The sequence below is a fragment of the Pseudonocardia xinjiangensis genome, assembly GCF_012911925.1.
Lineage (GTDB): Bacteria > Actinomycetota > Actinomycetes > Mycobacteriales > Pseudonocardiaceae > Pseudonocardia > Pseudonocardia xinjiangensis.
The window spans coordinates 1-11,765 of sequence record NZ_JAAXKY010000195.1; the positions used below are offsets into that span (position 1 = coordinate 1).

Sequence of the window (11,765 nt, forward strand, 5' to 3'; positions counted from 1 at the left end):
CGTCAGCCACACGGTGATGGTGCCGTAAGCGGTGGAGCGCACCCGCAGGCGGCTCGGTGGTCCGAGCAGTTCTCCCCCCGGAGTACGTACCGCGGCCTGGACGATGAACTGGCCCGAGCGCGTGACCAACCCCGTTCCGGACGACAGTCCCACGGAGCAGCTCGTCGTCGTGACGCGGAAGCAGCCGTCGCTCGGGCGGTCGAGCAGCCTCATGGCGATCGCGAGCCTGGTCAGCCGGATCACCGGGTTCCTGCGCCAGGTCGCGCTGTTCACGGTGCTGGGCGCCACGATCATCAACGACTCGTACACCCTGTCGAACACGCTGCCCAACATCGTCTACGAGTTCCTGATCGGCGGCGTGCTGACCAGCGTGATGATCCCGCTGCTGGTGCGTGCCCAGACCGAGGACCGCGACGGCGGCGAGGCGTACACCCGCAAGCTGCTCACCCTCGCCGGGATCGCGCTGGTGGTGGCCACCGCGGTCGCCATGCTCGCGGCGCCCCTGCTGACCCGCATCTACATCGGCAGCCAGAGCACGGGCACGGCCGACCCGGCGCTCGCCACGACGCTGGCCTACATGCTGCTGCCGCAGATCTTCTTCTACGGCATGGGCGCGCTGCTCGGCTCGATCCTGAACAGCCGGGGCGCGTTCGGCGCGTTCGCCTGGGCTCCGGTGCTGAACAACGTCGTGGTCATCGGGGTCGTCGCGGTCTACATGGTGGTGCCGGAGGGTGCACGCCTGCTCGTGCTCGGTCTCGGCACCACACTCGGGATCGCCGTGCAGACGGTCGTCCTGATCCCGGCGGTGCGCCGGGCCGGGTTCCGCTACCGCCCGGTGTGGGGCTGGGACCCACGCCTCACCACCGCGGGTGGGCTCGCGGTGTGGGTCACGGCGTACGTGCTGATCGGCCAGGCCGGACTGATCATCACCTCCCGGGTGGCTTTCGCGGCCGACCAGGGGGCGTACGCGGTCTACTCGAACGCCTGGCTGCTGCTCCAGGTGCCCTACGGGGTGCTCGGCGTCTCACTGCTCACGGCGCTGATGCCGCGGTTGAGCCGCTCCGCCGCCGAGGGCCGGACCCACGACGTCGTGGCGGACCTGTCGCTGGGCACGAGGCTCTCCGCGGTGTTCCTCGTGCCGATCTCGGTGCTGCTCACGATCTTCGGCACGGAGGTCGGTGTCGCGCTGTTCGGACTCCGGCAGGCGAACCTCGACGGTGCCACCCTGCTCGGCACCACCGTTGCGGTCTCGGCCTTCGGGTTGCTGCCCTACGGCGTCACGATGCTGCAGCTGCGGGTGTTCTACGCGCTCACCGACAGCCGCACGCCCACGTTCATCCAGCTGTTCACCGTCGCGGTCAAGGTGCCGCTGCTGCTGCTGTGCCCGGTCCTGCTGCCTCCCCACGACGTCGTGCTGGGGCTGGCCGCGGCCAACGCCGTCTCGTTCGTGGCCGGCGCCGTGGTCGGCCAGGTGTTCCTGCGGCGCAAGCTGGGCCGGGTGCCGACGGGGCAGGTGCTGGGGACCGTGGGACGGGCCCTCCTCGCCTCGGTCGCAGCCGGGCTGCTGGCGCTCGGCGCCGTCACCCTGCTCGACCGGCTGCTGACGGATCTGTCGCCGTTGGCACGCGCGTGGATCGAGCTCGCGGTGGCAGCGGTCGTGATGGCGGTTCTGACCCTGATAGCGATGAAACTGCTGCGAGTGCGCGAAATAGACTCCGCGCTCGCTCGCCTCGAACGGCTCGTCGACCGGCGCAAACCTCGGCGTGGGGCCTCCCCCTGACGTACCCTTCGAGTGGGGCGGGAGTGGTTCGCGGTGTCTGGGGAGGTCGTGGAAGTGAGTGAGTTGGCGAGCCCACCGTCGGGTGCGGCGGCGCCATGGGAGGGGGGAGCGCCCACCACCGATGCGGCGCCCACACCATTCGTCCCGGAGCAGAAGCGTCCGGAGGATGCGCCCACGGTTCGGCTGGGGCCGTCTTCGGAGACACCCACCGTTCCCGCGGTCCCGTCCAGCACCATCGCGGGCACCGAGCTCGCCGGCCGTTACCGGCTGCGCACGCGCGTCGGTTCCGATGCAGCGGCGGGCGCCGAGTTCTGGCAGGCCGAGGACACGATCCTGCGTCGTGACGTGGGCGCCACCGTGCTGCGGAGGTTCACCGGCGAGAGCATCTCGGAGAGCGAGGCCGCCGCGCGCGCCGACGAGATCGTCGCGCGCGCCCTGCGCGCAGGCAGTTTCGAGCACAGCGGATGCGCCCGGCTGCTCGACGTCCTGGCTCCCGGCACCGGCGGCATACCCCACGACGTGCTGGGGGTGGCGGTCACCGAGTGGGTGCCCGGACGCAGCCTCGCTGAGGTCATGGCCGACGGGCTGATCAAGCCGATCGCGGCAGCTCGCGCCGTGGCCCCGCTGGCAGCGGCGGCCGAGGAGGCCCACCGCCACGGCCTCGTGCTGGGCTGCGACCACCCGCAACGCGTGCGGATCACCCCGGAGGGGCGTGCACAGCTCTGCTTCGCGCTGCCCCGTCCCAACGTCACCGCCGCCGACGACATCCGTGGGCTCGGCGCGGTGCTCTACACCCTCCTCACCTCGCGGTGGCCGCTGTCGAGCGCCGACGCCGCGCTTGCCGGCCTCGGCGCGGCCGAGCGCTCGCCGGGCGGCTCTCTCGTGCCCCCGTCGGAGCAACGACCGGGCGTACCCGTCGAGCTCGACGCACTCACCCGGGGCACGCTCGGCCCCGCAGGCGCACCCGGCCAGGTGCACACCGCCGCCGCGGTGCACCGCCTCCTCGACGAGGTGGTCGCCGAGCACGACCGCATGGCGCTGTTCCCCCCGGCCGACGACGGCGTCCCCTCCGGACCGGGCGACGTGTGGCAGGACAAGGGGCGCACGGTCACCCCTTCCGACCCGCGACGCAGGCGCAAGCTCGCCACCGGGCTGTCCGCGCTCGCCGTCGCCGTCCTCCTGGTGCTCGGCTACATCGCGGTGCAGCTCGGTTCGGTGTTCTCGGAAGGCGACGCGCCGCCCATCAAGGTCGACGGTGGGGCCGTCTCCGCCCCGGCCGCCGCTCCCGCCGACGCCACACAGCCCGATCCGGCGGCCGCACCGGGCGGCGTGGCGGCGGTTGCCGGCGTCCAGGTCTACGACACCGTGGGCGACCGCGACAACTCCACCCGGGTGTCCCGCGTGATCGACGGCGACCCGTCGAGCGGGTGGAGCACCTTCAGCTACAAGCAGCAGTTCCCGGCACTCAAGCCCGGTGTCGGGGTCATGGTGTCGTTCGCGTCGGCCGTGCAGCTCTCCGAGCTCACGATCGAGTCGCCGAGCGCCGGCACGGTGATCCAGGTCCGCTCGGCTCCCGCCCCGGATGCGGCGTTCGACGAGACCGTACCGATCACCGAGGTCACGCTGAGGGATCACAGCACCCCGGTGTCACTGGCGGGAAGCCAGCCGGTCACCCACGTGCTGCTGTGGATCTCGAAGCTCAGCGGTGGCGGCGACGCCCATTCCAGCGAGATCGACGAGGTGCAGTTCCGCCGCGCCGGTTCCTGATCGGAGAACGCGGCGCAGGACGGCTACCTGACCGTCTTGTCCAGCCACCTGGAAATGCGAGCGGCGACATCCTCCCGGATGGGATTCAGAATGACGCCGTGCCCTTGCTCGGGCAGGAGATCGTACTCTGCGCCCATTTCCTCCGCGAGGGACTCGACGAACTCGTGGGGTACGACCGAATCGCGCTCCGCTCCCAGCAGGTACGCGGGAGCGGTAATACTGCTCACGTCGAGATCAACCGTCCACCGGGTGGCCTCGATGACCGCCCGAGGGGATTCCGGGACGACCAGAGATGCATATCTCTGCGCTTCGTCGTCGCCCACCGCGTCCCAGAACACCTGACGGAGTGCTTCGGCCGGAATGAGCCACATGGTGGCCGGGTCGACCGGCAACGGGATTTCTGCACCGGCATGCTTCCCGGGCACGACGGGAGTGAGCAACACCAGGGCTTTCACGGGATACTTGCTCGCATATGCCAGGGCCGCGAGGCCGCCCATACTGTGGGCGATGAGCACGGGATCATCGGGCAGCCGATCAGCCACCACGCGTATCTCTCGCGTGACATCCATGATGGAGCGTTCACGTGCCTCGGCAGGCGCCAGAGCGTCAGAACCGTGGTGGCCGAACCAGTTCAGACAGGAGGAATGCCATCCGCGGCCGGCCAGATCCCGAGCGACATGCTCCCAGGCCCAGCTCCCCTGGGTACCGCCGTGCACGAAAAGCAAGGAGGGCAGCGAGGACGGCTCTCCGTACCGTTCCACCCGCACGCCTTCAATTTTCTCATCTGCATAGGGCAGGTGCATTCTTGCCTCTTCGCGGTCAGACATCGGACGCCCCGTTTCGGCTGGATCTCTCACCGGCGTTCGCCCACCAGGTACCGCACCGTCCCTCGGACGGGCGCAGGGGAGCGCCTCGCCTGCGGCGATGGCAAGAGTTAGTACGATCGATCGTTCTTTCTTGCTGAGGCTACGATCGCCCGGGTCTACTTGTCAACCATGGACAGTCCGACGCCTGAGCGGGGAGTCACCACCGGGGGTGCCCCCCGTTCTCCCGCATCACGCCGCACCCGGCGATCCGACGGAGAGCGCAGCTACCGGGCCATCATGGAAGCGGCGACCAGCCTGGCCACCGAGCGAGGCCTGGACGGTCTGTCGATCGCGGATCTGGCGGTCGCAACCGGGATGAGTAAGGGAGGGCTCTACGCCCACTTCGGCTCCAAGCTGGAGCTCCAGCTGGCCACCATCGCCGCGGCAGCCGACATCATGAACGCCCAGGTGATCGGCCCCGCACTGAGCGCGCCCGAGCCGATCGCGCGACTACGCGCCTTGTCCGAGAATTTCCTGACCTACGCCCAGCACACGTTCCCCGGCGGCTGCTTCTTCGCGTCTGCCAGCTCAGAGTTCGGGGCCCGTGCCGGTGATGTCCGCGAACTTCTCGTCAACCACCACATCGCATGGACAAGTCTGCTCACCGACATCATCAACGACGCCTGCGAAGCAGGTCAGCTGGACATCCGCGACAAGGAACCCACCCAGCTGGCGTTCGAGTTCGACAGTTTCCTCCACCTGGCCAACGACACCTACGTCCTGCACCGGGACCACGAGCAGATCCAACGCGCCCGCCGGGCCGTTGCCTGGCTCCTGGAGTACCACTCGCCGGACCAGTGCAGGTCGAGCTGAAGAACCACGTGAAGTCCTGCTCACCGAGTCACCGGCACGCCGCTCCTGTTCCTGATCACCACCAGTTCTCCGGAACGGCCACGGGAGGCGGCAGCCGCCACCTAGTCTCCGCCTCGTGTGCTCCCCGGCTCCCACAGACGCGGAGCTGCTGTTCGCGCACCGGGCGGGCGACCGGCACGCGTTCGCCGAGCTGGCTGCGCGCTACCGGTCCCGGCTGTGGGGGCTGGCGCTGCGCACCCTGCGTGATCCTGAGGACGCCGCCGACGCCGTCCAGGAGACCCTCGTGGCGGCGTTCCGGCGCGCCGGCTCGTACCGGGGGGACGCTTCGGTGCGCACCTGGCTCCACCGGATCCTGGTCAACAGCTGCATCGACCGGATCCGGCACGAGCGCAGGCACACCACCGTCCCGCTGCCGGATCGCGACCTCGCGGCCGGCCAGCCCGACATCGCCTCCGAGCTGGTCACCCGGCTGACGGTCGACGCCGCGCTGGCGGCGCTGCCCGTCGAGCAGCGGCTGGCCGTGGTGCTGGTGGACGTGCAGGGTTGGCCGGTGATGGAGGCCGCAGAGCTGCTGGAGGTCCCGGTGGGCACGGTGAAGAGCCGCTGCGCACGGGGCCGGGCGCGCCTGGCGGTGCTGCTCGGGCACCTGCGGGAGGAGGAGCGATGACCGCCGAACACCCCGACCTCGCGGAGCTCGCCGACCTGGATGCCGGGCTGCTCGACCCCGCACGCGCCGCAGAGGTGCGCGCGGCCGCGGCTGCCGACGCCGACTCGACGGCGGTGCTGGACGCGCTCGCCGCCACCCGCGCCGAGCTGGCCGCGCTGCCCGCGCCGGCGGTGCCACCGGAGTTCGCCGCGCGGTGGGATGCAGCCCTGGAGCGCGAAGCGGCCTCCGCCGCCGGGGCTGCTCCAGGCCCCCGGGCCGACCCCGGGCATGCCCCGGCTGATCCCGGTCCGCGCCGCGGGACACCACCTGGCCGTCCGGGGGGGACGTCTCGACCCGGGCGCACCCGCTCGGCACGGCGGTGGCCCCGGCCGTCCGTCGGCGCCGCGGCGGTGCTCGCCGCTCTCGTCGTCGCCGGTGTCGTGTGGAACCGGCCCGCTGCGCCGCCGTCCGTCGATCGTGTGAACCTGGCCGCGGTCGCCCGGGCGGCCGTCGGCGCCACCGATGCCGGCGACCTCGCCGACCCCCGACGGCGTGCGGGATGCCTGCGCGCCGTCGCGCCCGCGCTGGTGCCCGACGCCATGCTCCTGGGCGGCCGCCGGGTCGAGCTCGACGGCCGCGAGGGGGTGCTGCTCGTGCTGGCCACAGGGCGGCTGGGCATCTTCGACGTGGCGGTCGTCGACCCTGGATGCGGGGCCGGAGGCGGCGCGCTGCTGGCGTCCATGCAGATCGGTGGGTGATCCGGCTCACCCCCGGCCGGTGCCCGGTAGCTGCCGGAATGCTCGTCACTGGGATTCTGTTGACAAGCACAGACAAACAGGGGAGGCGTGGCGCCAGTGACCACCGACGAGGTGCGTGAGCTGATCATCATCGGGTCCGGGCCGGCCGGGTACACCGCAGCCGTCTACGCGGCTCGGGCTCAGCTGCGGCCGTTGGTCTTCGAGGGCACTCAGTTCGGTGGCGCCCTGATGACCACCACCGAGGTCGAGAACTACCCCGGCTTCACCGACGGCATCATGGGCCCCGAGCTCATGGAACAGATGCGCAACCAGGCCGCGCGCTTCGGCGCCGAGCTGCGCGCCGAGGACGTCGAGGAGGTGTCGCTGGAGGGCGAGGTCAAGACCGTCCTCGCCAACGGCGTCACCTACCGGGCCCGCGCGGTGGTGCTGGCCATGGGCGCGGCCGCCCGTTACCTGCACGTTCCCGGGGAGCAGCTGCTCCTGGGTCGCGGCGTGAGCGCCTGTGCCACATGTGACGGCTTCTTCTTCCGCGACAAGGACATCGCCGTGATCGGCGGCGGCGACTCGGCGATGGAGGAGGCCATCTTCCTCACCCGGTTCGCCCGATCGGTCACGATCGTGCACCGCCGCGAGGACTTCCGAGCTTCCAGGATCATGCTGGAGCGCGCGAAGAACGAGCCGAAGATGCGCTGGCGCACCAACGCGGAGGTCGTCGAAGTCGTGGGCGAGAACAGCGTGGCCGGCCTGAAGCTCCGCGACACGGTCACCGGCGAGGAGTCCCTCCTGGAGGTGTCGGGCATGTTCGTCGCGATCGGGCACGACCCGCGCAGCGGACTCGTCCGCGACGTGCTCGAGACCGACGAGGAGGGGTACGTCAAGGTCCAGGCGCCGAGCACGCACACCGCCATCCCCGGCGTGTTCGCCTCGGGTGACCTCGTCGACAAGACCTACCGGCAGGCGATCACCGCTGCGGGCTCGGGCTGCGCCGCGGCGATCGACGCCGAGCGCTGGCTGGCCGACGGCCCGGTGCCCAGCGAGCTGGCGGGCGGCGGCTACGGCCAGGTGGCCGAGCAGGTCGCCGCGGTCACCGGCTGAACGAATTCTTTGATCCTCACCGACGAACGGAGATTCCAATGGCCAACACGGTGAACGTCACCGACGACTCATTCGACGCTGACGTCCTCAAGAGCGACAAAACGGTCGTGGTCGACTTCTGGGCCACCTGGTGCGGGCCGTGCAAGATGGTGGCGCCCGTTCTCGACGAGATCGCCGGTGAGAACAAGGACAAGCTGACCGTGGCCAAGCTGGACATCGACGCCAACCCGTCGACCGCCCGGGACTACCAGGTCATGTCCATCCCGACGATGATCGTCTTTCAGGACGGTAAGCCGGTCAAGCAGATCGTCGGAGCCAAGCCGAAGGCTGCGTTGCTCTCCGATCTCGCCGACTACCTGGGCTGATTCGATCCACCCCGAGTACCCCGCTTCCGAAGCCGGAAGCGGGGTACTTGTCTATCACGACACAAACATCGGCCGACACGGCCCGCCATCCCCCATCAGGGAACCGGCAGGGCACAATGAGCGACGATCCGAGCACCGCAGCGACGGTGCCTGACGAACGAGCGAGGAGTGCATGCAGCTGCTGCGCCGAGGTGACAGCGGTCCGGCCGTCGTCGAGATCCGGTCCACGCTGCGACGGTTCGGCCTGCTCGGCGACAGTCCGGAGAGCCCGGGGGACGACCGCTTCGACCACGCCGTTGAACAGGCCGTACGTGCGTTCCAGCAGCAGCGGGGCCTGATCACCGACGGGCTCGTCGGTCCGGCCACCTACCGCGCGCTACGAGAGGCCGGGTGGACCCTCGGCGACCGGATGCTCGCGCTGATGATCTCCGCGCCGATGAGCGGCGACGATGTCGTCGCTCTGCAGGAACGGCTGCTCGAGCTCGGGTACAACCCCGGGCGTCCCGGTGGCGTCTTCGACGAGCAGACCGAGGCCGCCCTGCGGAAGTTCCAGCGTGAGTACGGTCTCGTGCCCGACGGGCTGTGCGGGCCTGCCACGTTGCGCTCGCTCCGCCAGCTCGGCCGCAAGGTCACCGGCGGCCGGCCCCACCTGCTGCGCGAGCAGGAGCTGCTGCGCCAGGCAGGCCCACGGCTGCGCGGCAAGCGGATCGTGGTCGACCCCGGCCACGGGGGGCCGGACCGCGGCATCATGGCGGCAGGTGTCGCCGAGGCCGATCTCATGTGGGATCTCGCCCGTCGGCTCGTCGGCCGGATGACGGCCACAGGTATGGACGCGATGCTGTCGCGGCAGGAGGACACCTGCCCCGCCGAGACCGATCGAGCCGCGTTCGCCAACAACGCGGGCGCCGACCTCGTGCTGTCACTGCACACCGACGCCAACCGCAGCATGCACGCCCAGGGTCTTGCCACATTTCATTTCGGTAACGGCTCCGGATCCACGTCCACAGTCGGCGAAGCACTCGCCGGGTTCATCCAGCGGGAGCTGCTCACCCGCACCGCGATGTACGACTGCCGCACCCAGGGCCGAACCTGGGAGCTGCTGCGGCTGACGCGGATGCCCACGGTGCGGGTCGAGATCGGGTACCTCTCCCACATCGGCGACCGCAAGCGGCTGCTCGATCCGGCGTTCCGCGATGTGGTGGCCGAGGGCATCCTCGTCGCCGTGAAGCGGCTGTACCTGTTGGGTCAGGACGATCAGCCCACCGGCACCTTCACGTTCTCCGACGTGCTTGCCCGCGAGCTGGAGCGCGGAGCGCAGGCCATCTGACCGCAAGATCGGTCAGAACGGACATATCAGGCGCCAGTACATCAACTTTTCGCGATGTACTGGCGCCTGAACCGCAGGACAACGAGGTGCAGGCCCTCGCACCAGCCTGATCCCCGCCGCCCGTCAGCGTCCGCTACAGAGCGCCCTGTACGGGCGTGAGAGCGTCGCTCAGGAGCGGGTGGGTACCTGACGGCGCGGCTGCTCGCTCACACTGGATGCCTGCATCGGGATCGTGATCGTGCCGAGCAACTGTTCGAGCGCGGCCTCCACGTCCTCCTTCCAGGTCATCGCGGAGCGCAGCTCCATCCGTAGGCGCGGGTACCGCGGGTGGGGCCGGATGGTCTTGAACCCGACGCCGCGGAGGAAGTCGGCGGGGATGAGGCAGCCGGGCTCGTCGCCGGGCCGCTGCTCGCCGAACACCTCGATCGCCTTCACACCGCGGCGCGTGAGATCACGCACGACGGCCTGAGCGAGCATCCGGCCCAAGCCCTCGCCCGCGAACTCCGGCATCACCTGCATCGTGGTGAGGAGCACCGCGTCGGCGCTGACCGGACCGGTCGGCAGCTCCGCCGCCCGCGGCGACGCCGAGGGCGGGGCGTAGATCACGTAGCCGGCCGGGACGCCGTCCATGTGGACGATGCGGCCGCACGATCCCCACTCGAGAAGCACCTCGGAGACCCAGGCCTCCTTCTCGAGCTCGGTGGACCCGAAATCCGCGGCTTGCTTACCGAGATGCTCCGACAGCTCCCAGAACACGCATCGACGACACCGCTTGGGCAAGTCGTCGAGATTGTCCAGGGTGAGGGGCGCCATGTGCCACGACAAGAGCAACCTCCGGCGACCAGATCCATGGAGAGAACGCCGCCGCCCCTCGCGCCGACTTCTCGACCATAGATCGATCCAGCAAGGAACGACACCCCGAGTACTGCGACTGGTGTCTCACCTACGACGAACTGAAGGATGTTCCCTCTTCCCGGTTACACTCGATGGGCCGCAGCCCCCGATCGGCGTCCCCGCTGCCGAGGAAATCCCGGGAGGATCCACCGTGCCGCAGTCGGCCGTGCCCCCGTCTCAACGACCGTCCGGCATCGACGCGGCAGCAGCACCGGTGCCGGCCGAGCGCTTCGCCGCTCGCACGGCAGGCATGACCGCATCGGAGATCCGCGCCCTGTTCGCGGTGGCGAGCAGGCCCGAGGTCGTCTCGCTGGCCGGCGGCATGCCCAACCTCGCCGCCCTGCCCCTCGGCGCGCTGGCCGCCGAGGTCGCCGACCTCGTGCAGCGCGAGGGCGAGGTGGCGCTGCAGTACGGCTCCGCGCAGGGAGTGCCCGCGCTGCGCGAGCAGATCTGCGAGGTGATGGCGCTGGAGGGCATCCGCGCCGACCCGGACGACGTGGTCGTCACCGTCGGCTCGCAGATGGCGCTCGACCTCGTCACCCGCATCTACTGCGACCCGGGCGACGTCGTGCTCGCCGAAGGCCCGTCCTACGTCGGGGCGCTCGGCAGCTTCGCCGCCTACCAGGCCCGCGTCGTGCACGTCGCGATGGACGAGCACGGCCTCGTCCCGGAACTGCTGCGCGAGGCGCTGCGCACGCTCGCCGCACAGGGGGTCACACCGAAGTTCCTGTACACGATCCCGAACTTCCACAACCCCGCAGGCGTCACCCTCGCCGTCGAGCGCCGCGCCGAGGTGCTGGAGATCTGCGCCTCCTACGGGGTCGGCGTCGTCGAGGACAACCCCTACGGGCTGCTCGGGTTCAGCGGCCGGACCTACCCGGCCCTGCGCTCCCTCGACCGCTCGGTGGTCTACCTCGGATCGTTCTCCAAGACGTTCGCGTCCGGCCTGCGCGTGGGGTGGGCACTGGTGCCGCCCGCGGTGCGCGACCGGCTCGTGCTCGCCGCCGAGTCGGCCACCCTCTGCCCGCCGAGCTTCACGCAGATGCTCGTGTCGCGCTACCTCACCGGACACGACTGGCGCAGCCAGATCAAGACCTTCGCCGAGGCCTACCGCGACCGGCGCGACGCCCTGCTGGACGCCCTCGACACGTACCTGCCCGACGGTTGCACGTGGAACGTGCCCGACGGCGGTTTCTACGTCTGGGTCACCGTGCCGGAGGGCGTCGACACGAAGGCGATGCTGCCGCGAGCCGTCACCGCCCGCGTCGCCTACGCCTCCGGCACCGGCTTCTACGCCGACGGGTTCGGCAGCCGGCAGCTGCGGTTGTCCTACTGCTACCCGACCCCGGAGCGCATCACCGAGGGCGTCCGCAGGCTCGCCGGCGTGCTCGAGGCGGAGCTGGACGTCATGCGGACCTTCGGCTCGCCTGCCCGGTCCGCGGTCGGCCCCGCGC

General features: G+C 70.4%; 11 protein-coding genes. 9 read left to right on the forward strand and 2 right to left on the reverse strand.

The window, feature by feature from the left end; all coding sequences use genetic code 11:
• Nucleotides 1-169: 169 nt before the first annotated feature.
• Nucleotides 170-1,780: a murein biosynthesis integral membrane protein MurJ gene (gene murJ, locus HF577_RS33910; protein ID WP_312859557.1), complete on the forward strand. Its 1,611-nt coding sequence runs from the start codon at nucleotides 170-172 to the stop codon at nucleotides 1,778-1,780.
• Between the two features lie 54 nt (nucleotides 1,781-1,834).
• The gene (locus tag HF577_RS33915; RefSeq protein WP_169400089.1) at nucleotides 1,835-3,547 is read left to right on the forward strand and encodes a protein kinase family protein; all 1,713 of its coding nucleotides are present in this window, start codon (nucleotides 1,835-1,837) and stop codon (nucleotides 3,545-3,547) included.
• Nucleotides 3,548-3,570: 23 nt separating this feature from the next.
• Here the strand turns inward: HF577_RS33915 and HF577_RS33920 are convergent, their stop codons facing one another.
• Nucleotides 3,571-4,350 (reverse strand): alpha/beta hydrolase, encoded by a 780-nt coding sequence (locus tag HF577_RS33920; RefSeq protein WP_169400090.1) that lies wholly within the window; start codon nucleotides 4,348-4,350, stop codon nucleotides 3,571-3,573.
• 300 nt (nucleotides 4,351-4,650) lie between these two features.
• Here HF577_RS33920 and HF577_RS33925 point away from each other — a divergent pair, with 300 nt between their 5' ends.
• From HF577_RS33925 to HF577_RS33950, 6 genes are all read left to right on the forward strand, one after another.
• Nucleotides 4,651-5,226, forward strand: coding sequence for a TetR/AcrR family transcriptional regulator (locus tag HF577_RS33925; protein WP_169400091.1), 576 nt, complete (start codon nucleotides 4,651-4,653; stop codon nucleotides 5,224-5,226).
• A gap of 115 nt (nucleotides 5,227-5,341) precedes the next feature.
• Nucleotides 5,342-5,893, forward strand: coding sequence for an RNA polymerase sigma factor SigM (gene sigM, locus HF577_RS33930; RefSeq protein WP_169400092.1), 552 nt, complete (start codon nucleotides 5,342-5,344; stop codon nucleotides 5,891-5,893).
• Nucleotides 5,890-6,630, forward strand: coding sequence for a hypothetical protein (locus HF577_RS33935; RefSeq protein WP_169400093.1), 741 nt, complete (start codon nucleotides 5,890-5,892; stop codon nucleotides 6,628-6,630). The genes sigM and HF577_RS33935 overlap by 4 nt, the downstream gene beginning before the upstream one ends.
• Before the next feature lie 96 nt (nucleotides 6,631-6,726).
• Complete coding sequence (trxB, locus tag HF577_RS33940; protein WP_169400094.1) at nucleotides 6,727-7,725, forward strand: thioredoxin-disulfide reductase; 999 nt, start codon at nucleotides 6,727-6,729, stop codon at nucleotides 7,723-7,725.
• Nucleotides 7,726-7,763: 38 nt separating this feature from the next.
• Nucleotides 7,764-8,090 carry a thioredoxin gene (gene trxA / locus HF577_RS33945; protein WP_169400095.1) on the forward strand — a complete coding sequence of 109 codons (327 nt, stop codon included), beginning with the start codon at nucleotides 7,764-7,766 and terminating at the stop codon, nucleotides 8,088-8,090.
• A 172-nt stretch (nucleotides 8,091-8,262) separates the two neighbouring features.
• Entirely contained in the window at nucleotides 8,263-9,417 is a 1,155-nt protein-coding gene (locus HF577_RS33950; protein ID WP_169400096.1) for an N-acetylmuramoyl-L-alanine amidase, read from the forward strand.
• 168 nt (nucleotides 9,418-9,585) lie between these two features.
• Here HF577_RS33950 and HF577_RS33955 read toward each other — a convergent pair whose 3' ends face one another.
• Nucleotides 9,586-10,242: a GNAT family N-acetyltransferase gene (locus HF577_RS33955; protein ID WP_407692271.1), complete on the reverse strand. Its 657-nt coding sequence runs from the start codon at nucleotides 10,240-10,242 to the stop codon at nucleotides 9,586-9,588.
• A 235-nt stretch (nucleotides 10,243-10,477) separates the two neighbouring features.
• Between HF577_RS33955 and HF577_RS33960 the strand changes: the two genes are divergently transcribed.
• Nucleotides 10,478-11,765: aminotransferase-like domain-containing protein (locus tag HF577_RS33960; protein ID WP_312859558.1), on the forward strand; the 1,288-nt coding region annotated here is incomplete at its 3' end.

What these genes read in the sequence shown, in the direction of transcription:
- HF577_RS33920 (WP_169400090.1), bottom strand. Translation starts at nt 4,350, where the DNA reads ATGCACCTGCCCTATGCAGATGAGAAAATTGAAGGCGTGCGGGTGGAA.
- HF577_RS33925 (WP_169400091.1), top strand. Translation starts at nt 4,651, where the DNA reads ATGGAAGCGGCGACCAGCCTGGCCACCGAGCGAGGCCTGGACGGTCTG.
- HF577_RS33935 (WP_169400093.1), top strand. Translation starts at nt 5,890, where the DNA reads ATGACCGCCGAACACCCCGACCTCGCGGAGCTCGCCGACCTGGATGCC.
- trxA (WP_169400095.1), top strand. Translation starts at nt 7,764, where the DNA reads ATGGCCAACACGGTGAACGTCACCGACGACTCATTCGACGCTGACGTC.
- HF577_RS33950 (WP_169400096.1), top strand. Translation starts at nt 8,263, where the DNA reads ATGCAGCTGCTGCGCCGAGGTGACAGCGGTCCGGCCGTCGTCGAGATC.